Origin of the sequence: Paenibacillus rhizolycopersici, assembly GCF_014947195.2 — a bacterium.
In the GTDB taxonomy this organism is placed as follows: Bacteria; Bacillota; Bacilli; order Paenibacillales; family Paenibacillaceae; genus Fontibacillus; species Fontibacillus rhizolycopersici.
Genome location: NZ_JADCNN020000021.1, coordinates 66,005 through 82,676 on the forward strand (window position 1 = coordinate 66,005; position 16,672 = coordinate 82,676).

Below are 16,672 nucleotides of genomic sequence, written 5' to 3' on the forward strand. Positions count from 1 at the left end.
AAGTTGGAGGAAGCACGCGAGCTTGAATTAATCGTTAGACAGGACCGGGAAGATCTGCTTTCGGTGCTGCAGATGCGATTCGGAGTGCCGGAGGCCGATGTCGAGGCGAAGATCGCTTCCATCCATCAGCCGGACGAGCTGCAGCGCTTGATCCTGGCCGCCTGTAATGCCCCCGTCTGGAGCGTGTTCGCAGAAGAGCTGCGTGCCGGAGAGGGCGCGTTCAAGCTGACCGGTGAGCGGTTTAATCCGGTTTCGCAAACGGCATTTGATCAGAAGGGAGATAGTTAAGTGGGCGATAAGCAGAACAAGCTGTTCGAGTCTTTGAAATATTTGCGGCGCGGGGAGCGCATCAATGACGGCTGGACCGAGGAAAGCCCCCGCGGCCGGGATTGGGAGAGCTTGTATCGCGGCCGGTGGCAGCATGACAAGGTCGTTCGCTCCACACATGGTGTCAACTGTACGGGCTCCTGCAGCTGGAACGTGTTCGTGAAGGATGGCATCATTACGTGGGAGACGCAGAAGACCGATTACCCAACGACGGGCGCGGACTTTCCGGAATACGAACCGCGGGGTTGCCCGCGGGGGGCCAGCTTCTCCTGGTACACTTACAGCCCGCTGCGGGTGAAGTACCCGTACATCCGCGGGGATCTATACGAGATGTGGCGCGAGGAGATGGCGGCCGTTAAGGATCCGGTGATCGCCTGGAAGAATATCGTGGACGATCCGAAGAAACGCACCCGCTATGTTAAGGCGCGGGGCAAGGGTGGTTTCGTCCGCGCGGATTGGGATGTCGCCTGCCAAATGATCGCGGCTGCTACCATTCATACGATCCGCCAGTACGGGCCTGACCGCGTGGTTGGCTTCAGCCCGATTCCGGCAATGTCGATGGTCAGCTATGCGGCAGGAACTCGGTTCCTCTCGCTGATCGGCGGAACGATACTGAGCTTCTATGACTGGTACGCCGATCTCCCGCCGGCTTCCCCGCAGGTGTGGGGGGATCAGACGGATGTGCCGGAGAGCGGAGATTGGTACAATACGAAATACTTTATTATTTGGGGCACTAACATCCCGCAGACCCGTTCCCCTGACGCTCATTTTATGGTGGAGGCCCGCTACAACGGGACCAAGGTCGTCGGCGTGAGTCCGGATTATTCGGAATACGAGAAATTTGCCGATATCTGGCTGCCGGCTAGAGTAGGCACGGACGCCGCGCTGGCCATGGCCATGACGCATGTCATTCTGAAGGAATTTTACGTCGATCAAGAGACCCCTTATTTCAAGGAGTATGTGAAAAAATTTACCGACCTTCCCTTCCTCGTCCTCTTGAAAGAGGGGAACGGAAGCTTCCGCTCGGATCGGTTCCTGCGCGCGGCGGATCTCGGCGACGACCAGGAGCTGGCCGATTGGAAGACGGTGCTCTGGGACGCCGCTACAGGGAAACCGGAAGTGCCAAATGGCAGCCAAGGCTTCCGCTGGGATCAAGACAGCCGATGGAATCTGGATCTGGACAAGCCGGACGGCACACGCATCGATCCGCAGCTGAGTTTTCTTGAGGGCGCGGATGAGGTTGCTCTGGTCGATTTTCCTTATTTCGCGGAACAAGAAGGGCAAACCGTGCAGCGAGGCGTGCCGGTCAAGCACCTGCAAACCCCGTCAGGCGAGACCCTGAAGGTGGCGACCGTATACGACCTAATGATGGCTCATGTCGGCGTTCCTCGGGGGCTGCCCGGCGACTATCCAACCGACTACGATGATAAGAAGCCGTATACGCCGGCCTGGCAAGAAGCGATTACCGGGGTGAAGAAATCGCATTGTATTCAGGTCGCGCGTGAGTTCGCCGACAATGCCGCCAAGACGGGGGGCCGTTCGATGATCGCGATGGGCGGGGGGACCAACCATTGGTACCATAGCGACCAAATCTACCGTGCCATCTTGAACCTGGTGTTATTAACCGGCGCGCAGGGGGTAAACGGCGGCGGCTGGGCTCACTATGTCGGCCAGGAAAAGGTGCGGCCGCTGGAAGGCTGGCAGCAAATTGCCTTTGCCGGCGACTGGATTCGCCCGCCACGGCTGCAAAACGGCACGTCGTTTTTTTATTTCGCCACAGAGCAGTTCCGGTACGAAGCTCCGGTAAACGAAGAGCAGGTTACGCCATGGGGAGGCCGCTATAGCAAACAGCACCCGGCCGACGTCAATGCGATGGCCGCAAGGCTCGGCTGGCTGCCGTCGTTCCCGCAGTTCAGCCAGAACTCGCTGGAAGTGGCGAAGCAGTTGCGCGAGAAGGGCCTGACGGATGACCGGGAAGCCGTCCAGGAGGTTGCTCGAATGGTCAAGGACGGCGAGCTGGACTTTGCGATCGAGCATCCGAACGATCCGCGTAACTTCCCGCACGTGTTCTTTAACTGGCGTTCCAATCTGCTGGGCGACAGCGGCAAGGGACATGAGTATTTCGCCAAGCATCTGATCGGTACCGACAACCAGGTCTTAACCGACCCATCCCAGTCCTGGCGACCGAAGGACGTGCACACCGACGATATGCCGCCGGAGGGCAAGACCGATCTCTTCGTCAGCTTGGACTTCCGTATGACGAGCTCCGGACTGTTCTCGGACATCGTGTTGCCTGCGGCGACCTGGTACGAGAAGCATGATCTGAGCAGCACGGACATGCATCCGTTTATCCACCCGTTTAACCCGGCGATCTCTCCTCCATGGCAGAGTAAAAGCGATTGGGATGCTTTCCGTGAAATCGCCAAGACGTTCTCGGAGTTGGCCGAGAAGCATCTTCCCGCTTGTGAGGACGTCATGATGACGCCGCTCGGGCATGACAGCCCGGATGAAGTAGCTCAGGTGCACGGGAAGATCAAGGATTGGCGGAAAGGAGAAATTGAAGCGATTCCCGGCAAGAGCATGCCGCATTTCCTCATCGTCAAGCGCGACTACCCGAATGTCTATGGGAAGATGATCACGTTGGGTCCGAACATCGAGAAGGGGTATAGTTCCAAAGCGGTCAAGATCCCGGGTGAACGGGTGTATAAGCAGCTGAAGGAACGGTTGGGGATCTCCAAACGGGAGGGCATTGGCAAAGGCCAGCCGGATTTGTACGATGATCGCCAAGCGATCGAAGCCATCCTGTTGATGTCGGGGGCGACGAACGGAGAACGTGCTGTCGAAGGTTGGCGCGACATGGAGAAGAAGACGGGGAAGCAGCTTGCGGACATCGCCAAACCAAGGGAAGAGGAAGCTTTTACCTTGTTCGATATCACGGCCCAGCCGCGCCAAGCCATTTCTGCACCCGTTTGGAGCGGGCTGGAGAAGGACAACCGCCGGTATTCCCCGTTTACGTTGAACACTGAATACAACATTCCGTGGCGGACGTTAACCGGTCGGCAAAGTTTCTATCTCGATCATGAAATGATTCTTGATTTCGGGGAGGCACTGCCGTTGTATTTGCCGCCGCTGGAGCATGTTCCTTTCCTGAAAGGGGAACGGGAGGTGCCGGGGAACGGGAAATCGTTGACGATCCGTTATTTGACCCCCCACCAGAAGTGGGGCATCCATACGATGTTTACTGATACGAACCAGATGTCAACATTGTTCCGCGGCTGGCAGGTCGTATGGCTAAACGAGAAGGATGGAGCCTCGATCGGCATAAAGGACAACGACTGGATCGAGGTATATAACCGGAACGGGGTCGTGGCGGCGCGGGCGGTGCTGACGTACCGGATTCCCGAGGGAATCGCTTATATGTACCACGCCCAAGACCGTACGCTTGGCGTGCCCGGCACCTCAATCACCAAGCAGCGGGGCGGCACGCACAACAGCGTGACCCGTATTACGCTCAAGCCGACGCATATGATCGGCGGCTACGCGCAGCTCAGTTACGGCTTCAATTATTACGGGCCGACAGGAAATCAACGGGATACGATGACGATCATCCGTCCGCTGAAGGAGGTAAATTGGCTTGAGGATTAAAACACAGGTCGCGATGGTGATGAACCTCGACAAGTGCATCGGCTGCCATACCTGCTCGGTCACCTGTAAGAACACCTGGACCAACCGCCCCGGCACGGAGTATATGTGGTACAACAACGTGGAGACCCGGCCGGGACCGGGATATCCGAAGGAATGGGAAGATTCGCACAAATACAAGGGCGGCTGGGTACTGCGCGGCGGCAAGCTGTCGCTGCGGGCCGGTGGGCCGATCGCGAAGCTGGCGAATATTTTTTACAATCCGGATATGGCCGATCTGGACAGCTTCTACGAGCCTTGGACGTACGATTACGACAGCCTGCTCCATAGCCCGAAACGCAAGAACTTGCCGGTCGGACGGCCGGTATCCATGATTACGGGCGAATACATGGACAAGCCGACATGGGGCCCCAACTGGGACGATGATCTGGCCGGGGGCAGCGAAATCGTCCCGATGGACCCTAACGTGAAGAAGCTGCAAGAGCACATCGCGTTAGAATACGAGAAGACGTTTATGATGTACCTCCCACGGATTTGCGAGCATTGTCTCAATCCGTCTTGCGTTGCCTCTTGTCCGTCCGGTGCTCTTTACAAGAGGGACGAGGACGGCATCGTGCTCGTCGACCAGGAAGCCTGCCGCGGCTGGCGGTTTTGCATGAACGGTTGCCCTTACCACAAGGTGTATTACAACTGGAACACGCATAAGGCGGAGAAGTGCAATTTCTGCTATCCGCGCACGGAGGCCGGACTCTCGACGATCTGCTCCGAGACGTGTGTCGGACGGATCCGTTACATCGGTGTTGTGATGTATGATGCGGACCGGGTCAAAGCCGCCGCAGCCGTGGAGGATCCGCAGGAGCTGTATGAAGCGCAGTTGGGCGTATTCCTCGATCCTAACGATCCCGAAGTCATTAAGGAAGCGAGAAGAACGGGAATCACGGATGCGTGGATCGATGCCGCTCAGCGTTCACCTATTTATAAAATGGCGATGAAATGGAAGGTCGCGCTCCCGCTTCATCCCGAATACCGGACGCTGCCTATGGTTTGGTACGTGCCGCCGCTCAGCCCGATCATGAACCACATCGAGGAAGATGAGCTGCAGACGGACATGTATATCCCGGCGGTAGATCAAATGCGGATTCCGGTGGAATATTTGGCTTCCTTGCTGACGGCGGGGGATACGAAGGTAATTCGGAAGGTTTTGTTGAAAATGACGGCCATGCGCGTGATGATGCGCGACCGCGCCGTCGGAGGGTTGGACGAGCTGAGACGCAGCCGATTGCTGGAGGAAGCGGGAACAACCGTGGAGGAAATCGAGGAGATGGCCCGTCTGTTTGCCGTCGCCAAGCATAACGAACGGTTTGTCATTCCGACCGCGCGGCGGGAAATGATCGGGGAAGCCGGATTACATTATCGCCAAGGCGCTTGCAGCCTGGAGGGAATTACACCGGAGGATGGCTTTATGTCGCAGTATTTTGCCAAGGGGGAATAGATCGATATGGTGGAAGCCATGGAAGCAAAACGCATCGGATTGGTCGTCGCCGCCAAATTGCTTGGATACCCTGACGACGTTTATCCAGAGATCCTGAGGGAGACGGCTGAGGCGGTATCAGAAGTGGAGGATCTTACGTTGAGGAGCCGATTGGAAACGGTAATTCGGCCTTTGCAGTCCCTCCCCCTCCGGGAGCTGCGAGAGCAGTACGTCTGGACCTTTGATTGGAAGGAAAAAACCGGGCTTTATCTCACCGCGCACGAGCTTGGAGACAGCCGCGAACGGGGGGCTGCATTGATTCTGTTGCAGCACATTATCGGCGATGCCGGATTTGTGGCGGCGGCTGGCGAACTGGCCGATTATATGCCGCTGCTGTACGAGCTGCTGGCGATGCGCCCGGATCATGTCCACGTACGGGCACTGGATCTGCGGCTGGCCGTGGCGACGAAGCGCGTTGCCGATCATCTCCCGGAGGACAGCCCTTACCGTGAGGTGTTCGCCTACCTGATGGAAGAGGTATTCGGCGAGCCCTCGGAAGAGGACATCCGCCGATTGGAAGCAAAGCGGGAGCAAGCCGACCTGGACGAACTTCCTTACCCGATCCTTTACGGAATGGATGGGACAGCCCGCACGGGGACGGATCCGACGCAATTCAAAATGTGCAACTGAATGAATGGAGGAAAACCGCAATGACCGGATTATTCTGGTGGGTAGTCTATCCCTACATCGCATTGACGGTGTTGATTCTCGGCTTGCTGTACCGGTTTGCCTTCCGGCAGGCGAGCTGGGCGGCTCCCTCGACGGAAATTTTCGAGAAAAAATGGCTGCGGGTCGGGTCGACGGCGTTTCATTACGGCATCGTCTTCGCTTTCGTTGGCCATGTGATGGGTGTGTTGATCCCGCGAAGCGTTTATCACGCCCTAGGCGTTCACGATGAAACGTATCATTTCTTCGCGATCGTCGGCGGCGGGCTGGCAGGCCTTATGGTGGTATTAGGGCTCGTCCTGCTATTGATTCGCAAAATCCTGAACCGGCGCGTTCGGGCCCATGCCGGCTTTGCCGATTACTTCGCCGTCGTCCTGCTGCTGATCGTCGCTGCCAACGGGACGTATATGACAATCGTTTACAATACGACCGTGGTGGCTTATGAATATCGTACGACGATCGGCCCTTGGTTCCGCAGCCTGCTTGCGTTCCATCCCGATTATCATCTGATGGATACGGTGCCGCTGTTGTTTCAGTTGCATGTGTTGACGGCCTTTCTGCTGTTCGCCTCGATCCCGTTCACGAAGCTGGTGCATATGTTCTCTCTGCCGGTACGCTATCCGGCACGCGCCCCGCAGCAGTACCGTTCGCGGGTGAGCTATAAGCGGCGATAAGGGTGTTGTTAGCCGTAAGCGCAAGTAAGGGAAGGCGAGGGGCGAATGTCCCTTGCCTTCCCTTTTCTCCTAGTGCGTTCGTTAGGCGAGCTTCTTCGTATATAAGATGCCGATCGTTTTGGCGCCGCAGTGGCTGGAAATGACGCAACCGGCATTAGATACCGCGACGAGTCGGGCGTTTGTTTTGGCCTCCAACGCTTCCTTCAGCATGATTGCGTCTTCGTCCGCCAAGGAATGGGTGACGAAGATAAGGTCGTTATCCATCTCGGGCAGGCGGCTAAGCGCGTTGTTTAGAAGCTGATCTAACGCTTTTTCGCGGCTTCCGCGGATCTTGTAAGCCGGGGTCATTTTTCCGTCCTCAACCTTAATGACGGGGCGTATTCTCAGCAGGCTGCCGACGATGTTTTGCATCCCGGAGCAGCGTCCGCCTTTATAGAGATAGTCCAGCGAATCGATAACAAATTCGGTCTCGACCTGCGAACGTACGGCGGTCAGCAAGCGAACGATTTCATCCACGCTCTTTCCCTCCGACGCGGCCCCGACGGCTTTCATGACCTGAAGACCGATGCCGGTCGATAAGTTCAGGGAATCAAACACGGTAACCGTACCTTCGGTAAACTCCTCTGCGGCGATCAGCGCGTTCTGGTAAGTCGAGGATAGTTCCGAAGACAAGCTGATATATAGGATTCTCTGGCCTTCCTGGGCAAAAGGCGTAAACGCCTGTATAAAGTCCGCAGGGGAAGGTGCTGCCGTCTTCGGCAGCTTGCCCGTTTCGTCGACTTTCCGGTACAGCTCAGGCACCGTCAAATCGACGCCATCCTTATAAGTCTGTTCTGAGAACGTGACGTACAGCGGCACGATGCCGATGTCGTACTGCGTAATCCAATCCGCAGGGAGATCGCAGGTACTGTCCGCAAAAATTTTGATGGAACCCATATGAATCCTCCTAAAAGTTCATTGGTTATCTATGGGACTTAGGAAGCCGGTTGTTTTCTTGTATACATGATTGCGACCGTGTGCGGTCCGCAGTGGCTCGATATGACGCAACCAGCTTCCGCAATGGCGACTTTGCGCGCACCGGTCTGTTCCCGCAGGATGACGGCCAGCCGCTGCGCTTCTTCCTCGGCAAGGGTATGAGCGACCAGGATTAAATCCTGATCCATTTTATCCTTATCGGCCAGGGCGTTGTCGAGCATTTGCTGCACGGCTTTCTCCTTGCGGCCCCGGACCTTGTAAGCCGGGATGATGTTTCCGTCCACAAGCTTCAGCACCGGCCGGATTTGCAGCAGACTGCCGATGAAATTTTGCATCCCGGAGCAGCGTCCGCCTTTATACAAATATTCCAGCGTATCGATAACGAATTGGGTCTCCACCTGAGGGCGCATCGCGGCGACTTGTCCGGCGATTTCCGCGGCTTCAAAGCCCTTCTCGGCAAGCTGCACGGCCTTCATAACGAGCAATCCAATACCGCTGCATAGGGTAAGGGAATCGACGACATGGATCCGGCCCTCGGGAAATTCCGCGGCAGCGATTTGCGCGTTCTGGTAAGTGGACGAGAGCTTGGAGGACAAGCTGATATACACGATGTCCCGTCCTTGATCGATATAAGGGCCAAAGGCATCCATAAAGTCTTTCGGGGACGGAGCCGTTGTCTTAGGCAGATTTCCCTCGGCCTCCACCCGGCGATAGATATCGGGCGGGGTAATGTCGATGCCGTCCCGGAACGTCTCATCACCGAATACGACGCAAAGCGGGACCAGTCCGATCTCATGCCGTTCGGCCCAACCGGCTGGAAGGTCCGAGGTACTATCCGCGAAAATTTTCACATTAGACATAAGCAGTCTCCTTGGTTAGTTGATACGAATTCTTAGTAGATGAAAAAAGCAACTTCTCACTATTCTAACAAAAAGAACGAGACTAGGAAAAGCCCCAAGTCCGCGTCACCGTACCCGCGAGGCTTGGGGCTTGAAACGGCGGCATCAAGCCGCCATTGTTACGGGGCGGTAAGGCTGCCCAAAACGAACAACATGATGAGCATCAACAAAGATAACGCTGAGAAAATCGTGCCTAAAATCGCAAACACTTTACGTCGGTTTTTGACCGCTAGGCCGATAATGCCCAAAATCAGTGCGATCAGGTCCAGCAAACCGGATACGAGAAACAGTAAAATGCCGAGCAAAGCGCCGGTTCGCTGCAGCAGGTCTTCAGCGATCACGTTTGCTGGCTGGTCCATGATCTCTAGTACCGTGGACGTAATCAGCGCTAGCGATACGATATAGCCGATTACGGCAAGTAAGCTGAGTACGAATGAAGCGATGCCTGGTCCGGAGAACTTCATCCGATAGGCGGGCTCAAAAGGCGCATTGTAAGAGGATACGGGTTCTTGCTCTGATTGGCGATAATCCATTTGAAAACTCCTTTAATACGGTAATGTAAACCTATTCAAGAACATCTTTAAATATCCTTCCGAAAATTGCAAGGACATTTTTGGGGAGGAGGGATTGCAGTGGAAAATAGACGAAGCTCTGCGGTATGATGGACATGAAAACGGTGGACATACTCAGAGAGGGGCGAAATGCGATCGTGCAGCGAAAATATGCGGGAATCGGTGCCATTGTCATGCTTCTAGCCGTGGCGTTTGGAGCGTTCGGCGCTCATATCCTGAAGGAACGGATCGGCGAGTCGGCCATAGGGACTTTCGAGACCGGGGTTCATTACCAGATGATCCATGGCATTGCGATGCTTGTGGCCGCTTTGTTTTCCGGAAAATGGGGAGAATCCCGGCGCCTGTTGTGGAGCGGAAGATTGTTTCTGATCGGTGTGATTCTATTTTCGGGCAGTTTATACGGGCTATCCACATTGGACTTCCGATGGCTTGGTCCGGTGACGCCGCTTGGCGGCGTAGCTTTTCTGGGAGGTTGGTTGCTGCTCGCACTTGAGGCCTGGAAGGGTACTTCTCGGGCGGGGGCTTAAAGACCCCGCCTGATTTGAGTGTCGAAATCAAAAGGGCTGGCGAATCCTGCTTGGCAGGAAACGTCAGCCCTTTGATATGATCCGGTGAACCGTTAAGTATCCAGAAAGTCGATGACTTCGCTCAGTTTTAGCGTATAGACCTGCTTCTCGTCGACGTGGTATACGTTTAGAGCGTAGGTTTCCGGAAGGAAATTCAGAATTCGGCAGGGAATGCTCGTCCGCTTCCCGTTTCGGTTGACATACAGCCGGACCAACTTGTTCCCGGTGATGTAGCCTTGAATCCAAGCCTGGAATTCCTCGCTGGCCGCGATATCCTTGAAGTTACCTGAAGCCGGGGCAGCCGGTTCGTTTTTCTTCTTCTCGGCCGCAGCCGGAGGCTGTGGCGTCTGTTTGGCGCTATTCTTGGTTGAGGCGACTCTGGCTTTATCAATACGGGACTGCTTGCGGGAAGCTAAGGTCGATTCAATGATTTGTCCCAACTCTATTCCGGAATTAATGCGGAAATCAATGATGTCTGAGCTGCCGTTTAGCAGCTTCAGCAGCGCTTGCAATGCCAACGGGTTCGTCGTGCCCTTGATCAGAATTTCGACGTTGAACAAGTAACCCAATTCTTCCTCATGATGTTGACCAGTGTGATTGTCCATAATTCCCCCAAATATTGCGTGTTATCCTTTTATGTTGAAAATACCCAAATAATCATAGCACCACTAATACAACAATCATAGTCCAAATTCATGAAAAAAACACTGAGCATTGCTGGAAACCGAAAGAAAGCGTTTGCCGCAGCAAACAGGCGGAACGTAAACTGGATGTCTCCCATCTTTCTGTTTCGCTTAACTTGAATTCGGGTAAGATAATGACATCTATTCTATATAGAAAGCAGGGGATGAGGATGGCCAATTCGGAAACGAAATCTACAGGAAAAACGAAGAAATCGAGCCTGGAGCAACTGTTGAACGAACAGGTCGCCAACTTGAATGTGCTTTATGTGAAATTGCACAACTATCATTGGTATGTGAAAGAGCGCGATTTTTTTCGACTGCATGCCAAATTTGAAGAATTATATAATGAAGTTTCTGAGCAAATGGATGCCGTCGCTGAACGGATGCTGACGCTAAAATGGAACCCGGCAGCAACGCTGAAGGAGTACTTGGAACTTGCCACCATCCAGGAGGCGGGCGGTAAGGAGGAGCCGCAGGCAATGGTGCAGCACGTGCTTGAGGATTTAGCGACCTTGACCGAGGCTTACAACGAAGGGATTGCGCTGGCTGACAAGGCCGAGGATCATGCCACCAGCGATCTGTTGACCGGCTACGTTGGCAGTCTTGAGAAGCAGATGTGGATGCTCCGGGCCTATTTGGGTTAACCCTGCTTTGTTACAAGTTCATACAAGTGAGGCATTTCCACAAGGGCTTGGCCGTAAGAAAGGGCCGGGTCCTTTTACTTTGGGTAACAATGGGAATTTCGACTTGTCTGTGACAAAGAGTATAGCATACGGGTTTATATCCGCTGGCATACGTTGCTTATGCCAATAAAGTAGGTTAGAATGGAAATGAGAATCAATGAGAATCACTTAGAATTATTCTAATGTGATAATTGTTATGATATAATGGCAACAACAAGGGCGGCGTCCCTGAGCAAATAACGTTAATATTTGTGGATGGAAGGAGCAGTTACATGGCAACGCATTTTGTAGTTGAGGGACTTAAGGCGACAATCGAGGAGAAGGAGATCCTGAAAGGGATCAATCTTGAGATAAAAGGCGGGGAAATCCACGCTATCATGGGACCTAACGGGACCGGGAAAAGTACGCTGGCATCTGCGCTAATGGGCCATCCGAAGTTTGAAGTGACGGACGGTAAAGTGACGCTGAACGGTGAAGACGTGTTGGAGATGGCCGTTGACGAGCGCGCACGCGCAGGTCTGTTCCTGGCGATGCAATATCCTAGTGAAATCGCAGGCGTGACGAACTCGGACTTCTTGCGCAGTGCAATTAATGCCCGCCGCGGCGAAGGGAACGAGATTTCCCTGATTAAATTCATTCGCCAAATGGAAGGCCAAATGAAAGTGCTGGAGATGAATCCAGAGTTCGCGCACCGTTATTTGAATGAAGGTTTCTCCGGCGGCGAGAAGAAACGGAATGAGATTTTGCAAATGCTGCTGCTGGATCCGAAGATCGTTGTTTTGGATGAAATCGACTCTGGTCTCGACATCGACGCCTTGCGGATCGTAGCCAATGGGGTGAACTCCATGCGCAGCGAAGACCGTGGTTTCCTGATTATTACCCACTACCAACGCTTGTTAAACTATATCAAACCGGACTTCGTTCACGTCATGATGCAAGGTCGCATCGTGAAATCCGGCGGTCCTGAGCTAGCCGAACGCCTGGAGGCCGAAGGTTATGATTGGGTCAAGGAAGAGCTGGGCATTGTGGACGAAACGGTTGGTCAAGAAGCCTAATCGGAAGGAGGAGTAGAGAATGACGACACAAACCGTACTTCCGGTAGAAGCGGAGCAATTGAAACAACTTTCCGCGAAGCGCGGCGAACCGGCTTGGCTGACGGACAGCCGGTCGAAGGCGCTGCAGCTGGCGACGGAACTGGAACTGCCTAAATTGGAGAAGACGCGGATTGACCGCTGGGATTTAACGAATTTTGGAAAGCTTGATCAGACCCACGACACAAATCCGCAGCAGCTTCCCGACAGCATTCGATCGCTAGTCGATTTGACGGAGCAGAGCAATTTGCTTGTTCAGCGTAATGCAGATACGGTATTTACTCGTCTGGCACCGGAATTGGCTAGCCAAGGGGTCATCTTCACGGATTTGGAAACGGCAGTCCGTGAGCATGGCGACCTCGTAAAGGCGCACCTTCACAGTGTCGTAAAACCGGACGAAAACCGTTTGTCCGCTTTGCATGCAGCATTGTGGAACGGCGGCGTATTCCTATATATTCCGAAGAACGTGGTGATTGATACGCCGCTGCAGAGCATTTTCCTGTTGGACAATGCGGGAGCTGCGTTTGCGCCGCACATATTGATCGTAGCGGATACGAACAGCCGAGTGACCTACGTGGATAACTATATTTCTGTGGACTTGAATGGAAACATTGTGCATAACGGTGCGGCCGAAGTGGTGGTAAAACCGGGTGCCAAGGTTCAATTTGCCACGGTTCACCATTTGGGCGAGCAAGCGACAGATATGACGTACCGCCGCGCCGTAGTCGAAAACGACGGAAGCATCGAATGGATTATCGGAGAAATGAACAGCGGCGATTCAGCGAGCGAAACGCTGTCCATCTTGAAAGGGAACGGTTCGACCTCTGATGCGAAGGTGATCGCCGTCGGTTCGGGGAAACAACGTTTGAACTACACGACGAAGGCAGTCCATTACGGCAAGAGCTCGACCAGCCAAATGATCACCCGTGCAGTCATTCGGGAAGAGGCGACCGCTATCATCAACGGCATTACGAAGATTGAGAAAGGCGCCACTAAAGCGGATGGTCAGCAAACCGAGAAAGTGCTGATGCTAAGCCCGAAAGCGCGTGGAGACGCGAACCCGATTCTGCTGATTGACGAGGATGACGTCACGGCAGGACATGCGGCTTCCGTAGGGCAAGTCAATCCGGAGCAAATCTACTATTTGATGTCCCGTGGGATTTCCCGTACAGATGCGGAGCGTCTAGTCATCTATGGCTTCCTCGCGCCTGTCGTATCGGATATTCCGTTGGAACAGCTGCAGAAGCAACTGCAAGGCCTGGTGGAAAGGAAGTTGGGACAATGAGCATTCACGCCGAAGAGCTCAAGAAACAATTCCCGATTTTGCAGCAGGAAGTCAACGGGCATCCGCTCGTATACCTCGACAGTGCGGCTTCTTCACAGAAACCGGCTGTCGTAATTGAAGCAATCAAGCATTATTACGAATGGGATAATGCGAATGTGCATCGCGGCGTTCACACGCTGGGCAGCCGGGCGACCGATGCTTACGAGAACGCACGCGAGAAGGTAGCTCGATTCATCGGTGCAGCGCTCCGGGAAGAGATCATCTTTACCCGCGGTACCACTACGGCGTTGAATCTGGTCGCTTCCTCTTACGGGGCGGCAGCTGTCGGTGAAGGGGACGAAATCGTCATTACTCCGATGGAGCATCATAGTAATCTCATTCCATGGCAACAGCTGGCATTGAAGAAGAAAGCAGTATTGAAATACATTCCTCTTCAACCGGACGGTCATATCGATCTGGCGGATGCGGAGAAGACGATCACCTCGAAGACGAAGATAGTGGCAACGGCCTACGTTTCCAACGTTCTTGGCGTCGTGAATCCGATCAAGGAGCTCGCGGCCATCGCTCATCGCCATGGGGCAGTTATGGTCGTCGACGGCGCCCAAAGCACCCCGCATATGAAGGTCAACGTACAGGATCTGGACGCGGATTTTTATGCCTTTTCCGGCCACAAGATGTGCGCGCCTACTGGAATTGGGGTACTATATGGGAAGAAGCAACTGCTGGAATCCATGGAGCCGATTGAATACGGCGGGGAAATGATCGACGATGTTGGGCTGTATGAATCAAGCTGGAAGGAGCTTCCGTGGAAATTCGAAGGTGGGACGCCTATCATCGCTGGCGCAGTTGGGCTGGCGGCGGCCATTGATTTCCTGGAAGGTATCGGGCTTGAGGAAATTCACCGGCATGAGGCTAAACTCGCCGGTTATGCGATGAACCGCCTGTCTGAAATTGAAGGGCTGACTCTATACGGACCGCGTGAGCGCGAAGTGGGCTTGATTACCTTCAATCTACAGGATATTCATCCGCATGACGTTGCAACCGTGCTTGATGCTTCCGGCATCGCCATCCGGGCGGGCCATCACTGCTGCCAGCCGCTTATGCGCTGGCTTGAAGCGAGCGCAACGGCCAGAGCCAGCCTGTATTTGTACAATACGGAACAGGATATCGACCGACTGGCGGAAGCTTTAATCCAAACAAAGGAGTATTTTGGGTGATGCAACTGGACGATCTGTACCGCCGAGTCATAATGGATCATTATAAGAATCCGCGTAACCGCGGGAAGTTTGAGGAAGGCGCGCTGACGGTAGATTTGAACAATCCGACTTGCGGCGACCGTATTTCCCTGCAGCTCATTGTGGAAGATAACGTCGTCAAGGACGCCCGTTTTACCGGGGAAGGCTGCTCCATCAGCATGTCGTCGGCATCGATGATGACGGAAGCCGTCAAGGGCCGGACTTTCGATGAAGCGATGGACCTGGCCGGACGGTTCTCCCGGTTGATGATTGGCGAGTCGGTGGACTTTGACGATTATGAAGATCTCGAGGCCTTATCTGGCGTTAATAAATTTCCTGCCCGCATCAAATGCGCTACGTTAGCTTGGAACGCGCTGAAAAAAGGAATCCAAGCGGATAACTAATCCCCTAAGGAGGTAGCCGAACATGGCCAAGAAAGCACCGGAATTGGAAGAGTACAAATACGGCTTCCGGGATGAACACAAGTCGATCTTTCAATCGGGGAAAGGCTTAACCCGCGAAATCGTAACGGAGATCTCCCGGATCAAAGGCGAGCCTGATTGGATGCTTAATTTCCGCCTGAAATCGCTCGAGCAGTTCGAGAAGATGCCAATGCCTAACTGGGGCGGTGACTTGAGCGAGCTAGATTTTAACGATATTCAATATTATGTTAGACCTTCCGAGAAACAAGGCAAAACGTGGGAAGAAGTTCCGACGGAAATCAAGGAAACCTTTGATAAACTGGGGATTCCAGAGGCTGAGCAGAAGTTCCTGGCTGGCGTCTCCGCCCAATACGAATCAGAGGTCGTATACCACAGCATTCAGAAGGATCTGGAAGATCAGGGCGTCATCTTCATGGATACGGATTCCGCCTTGCGTGAATATCCGGAACTATTCAAGGAGTATTTCGGAACGGTGGTTCCTGCGGCGGACAACAAGTTCGCGGCTCTGAACAGCGCGGTGTGGTCCGGCGGCAGCTTCATTTACGTACCGAAGGGCGTGAAGTGTGAAGTGCCTCTGCAGGCTTATTTCCGGATCAACTCGGAGAACATGGGGCAGTTCGAACGGACGCTGATCATCGCCGACGAGGGCAGCTTCGTACATTATACCGAAGGTTGTACGGCGCCGATCTACAGCACGAACTCGCTGCATAGCGCGGTCGTTGAAATCATCGTGAAGAAGGACGCGCGTGTCCGTTACACGACGATCCAAAACTGGGCACCAAATATCTATAACCTGGTTACAAAACGTGCGGTAGCCGAAGAGAACGCCAACATGGAATGGGTCGATGGGAACATCGGTTCCAAGCTGACGATGAAATATCCGGCCGTTATCCTGAAAGGCCGCGGCGCGAAAGGTAGCGTGCTGTCCATCGCTGTTGCCGGCAAAGGCCAGCTTCAGGACGCCGGTGCGAAGATGATTCACCTGGCGCCGGATACGACGTCGACGATCGTGTCGAAGTCGATCTCCAAACATGGCGGTAAGGTCACTTACCGTGGTCTCGCATCCTTTGGTCGTCAGGCGGAAGGCGCGAAATCGAACATCAAATGCGATACGCTGATTCTCGATAACGAGTCGACTTCGGATACGATCCCTTACAATGAGATCATGAACGACAACATCACGCTGGAGCATGAAGCGACCGTATCGAAAGTATCGGAGGAGCAACTCTTCTATCTGATGAGCCGCGGCCTGACCGAGGAAGAAGCAACGCAAATGATCGTCATGGGCTTTATCGAGCCGTTCACGAAAGAACTGCCGATGGAATATGCGGTGGAAATGAACCGCTTGATCAAGTTCGAAATGGAAGGCAGTATCGGGTAAGATTGAACGCAAGGGGAAA

16 protein-coding genes are annotated in these 16,672 nt (G+C 54.1%); 12 read left to right on the plus strand and 4 right to left on the minus strand.

Translation table 11 applies throughout. From position 1 onward, the window contains the following. Positions 1-3 precede the first annotated feature (3 nt). Genes IM700_RS18725 through narI form a run of 5 tightly spaced genes read left to right on the plus strand, consistent with a single transcriptional unit; the run spans position 4 to position 6,840 of the window. A complete protein-coding gene (locus IM700_RS18725; RefSeq protein WP_193418298.1) occupies positions 4-288 on the plus strand; it encodes a hypothetical protein in 285 nt (94 codons plus the stop codon). Then, a complete protein-coding gene (locus tag IM700_RS18730) occupies positions 289-3,972 on the plus strand; it encodes a nitrate reductase subunit alpha (RefSeq protein WP_193418296.1) in 3,684 nt (1,227 codons plus the stop codon). Continuing rightward, complete coding sequence (gene narH, locus IM700_RS18735; RefSeq protein WP_193418294.1) at positions 3,962-5,461, plus strand: nitrate reductase subunit beta; 1,500 nt, start codon at positions 3,962-3,964, stop codon at positions 5,459-5,461. Before IM700_RS18730 ends, narH begins: the two co-directional genes overlap by 11 nt. A 6-nt stretch (positions 5,462-5,467) precedes the next feature. After that, positions 5,468-6,130 (plus strand): nitrate reductase molybdenum cofactor assembly chaperone, encoded by a 663-nt coding sequence (gene narJ, locus IM700_RS18740; RefSeq protein WP_239484052.1) that lies wholly within the window; start codon positions 5,468-5,470, stop codon positions 6,128-6,130. A gap of 20 nt (positions 6,131-6,150) precedes the next feature. Then, on the plus strand, positions 6,151-6,840 hold the full coding sequence (gene narI, locus IM700_RS18745; protein ID WP_193418292.1) for a respiratory nitrate reductase subunit gamma: 690 nt from the start codon (positions 6,151-6,153) through the stop codon (positions 6,838-6,840). A gap of 81 nt (positions 6,841-6,921) precedes the next feature. Here the strand turns inward: narI and IM700_RS18750 are convergent, their stop codons facing one another. The 3 genes from IM700_RS18750 to IM700_RS18760 form a co-directional block, all read right to left on the minus strand. Then, complete coding sequence (locus tag IM700_RS18750; RefSeq protein ID WP_193418290.1) at positions 6,922-7,776, minus strand: DegV family protein; 855 nt, start codon at positions 7,774-7,776, stop codon at positions 6,922-6,924. Positions 7,777-7,814: 38 nt separating this feature from the next. Then, positions 7,815-8,675 carry a DegV family protein gene (locus IM700_RS18755; protein WP_193418288.1) on the minus strand — a complete coding sequence of 287 codons (861 nt, stop codon included), beginning with the start codon at positions 8,673-8,675 and terminating at the stop codon, positions 7,815-7,817. Between the two features lie 158 nt (positions 8,676-8,833). Next, the gene (locus tag IM700_RS18760; RefSeq protein ID WP_155607112.1) at positions 8,834-9,247 is read right to left on the minus strand and encodes a hypothetical protein; all 414 of its coding nucleotides are present in this window, start codon (positions 9,245-9,247) and stop codon (positions 8,834-8,836) included. 125 nt (positions 9,248-9,372) lie between these two features. On the opposite strand from IM700_RS18760, the gene IM700_RS18765 reads away from it, so the two are divergent. Further along, positions 9,373-9,813: a DUF423 domain-containing protein gene (locus IM700_RS18765; protein WP_418888794.1), complete on the plus strand. Its 441-nt coding sequence runs from the start codon at positions 9,373-9,375 to the stop codon at positions 9,811-9,813. Positions 9,814-9,905: 92 nt separating this feature from the next. Here the strand turns inward: IM700_RS18765 and IM700_RS18770 are convergent, their stop codons facing one another. Further along, entirely contained in the window at positions 9,906-10,457 is a 552-nt protein-coding gene (locus IM700_RS18770) for a hypothetical protein (protein WP_155607113.1), read from the minus strand. A gap of 248 nt (positions 10,458-10,705) precedes the next feature. Here IM700_RS18770 and IM700_RS18775 point away from each other — a divergent pair, with 248 nt between their 5' ends. From IM700_RS18775 to sufB, 6 genes are all read left to right on the plus strand, one after another. Next, entirely contained in the window at positions 10,706-11,179 is a 474-nt protein-coding gene (locus IM700_RS18775) for a Dps family protein (protein ID WP_193418286.1), read from the plus strand. A gap of 311 nt (positions 11,180-11,490) precedes the next feature. Continuing rightward, a complete protein-coding gene (gene sufC, locus IM700_RS18780; protein ID WP_155607115.1) occupies positions 11,491-12,273 on the plus strand; it encodes a Fe-S cluster assembly ATPase SufC in 783 nt (260 codons plus the stop codon). A 19-nt stretch (positions 12,274-12,292) separates the two neighbouring features. Continuing rightward, positions 12,293-13,594: a Fe-S cluster assembly protein SufD gene (sufD, locus tag IM700_RS18785; protein ID WP_193418284.1), complete on the plus strand. Its 1,302-nt coding sequence runs from the start codon at positions 12,293-12,295 to the stop codon at positions 13,592-13,594. After that, the gene (locus tag IM700_RS18790) at positions 13,591-14,811 is read left to right on the plus strand and encodes a cysteine desulfurase (RefSeq protein WP_193418283.1); all 1,221 of its coding nucleotides are present in this window, start codon (positions 13,591-13,593) and stop codon (positions 14,809-14,811) included. Before sufD ends, IM700_RS18790 begins: the two co-directional genes overlap by 4 nt. After that, positions 14,811-15,233 carry a Fe-S cluster assembly sulfur transfer protein SufU gene (gene sufU / locus IM700_RS18795; RefSeq protein WP_155607189.1) on the plus strand — a complete coding sequence of 141 codons (423 nt, stop codon included), beginning with the start codon at positions 14,811-14,813 and terminating at the stop codon, positions 15,231-15,233. Before IM700_RS18790 ends, sufU begins: the two co-directional genes overlap by 1 nt. A gap of 22 nt (positions 15,234-15,255) precedes the next feature. Further along, positions 15,256-16,653 carry a Fe-S cluster assembly protein SufB gene (gene sufB / locus IM700_RS18800; protein ID WP_155607118.1) on the plus strand — a complete coding sequence of 466 codons (1,398 nt, stop codon included), beginning with the start codon at positions 15,256-15,258 and terminating at the stop codon, positions 16,651-16,653. The last annotated feature ends 19 nt before the right edge of the window (positions 16,654-16,672 follow it).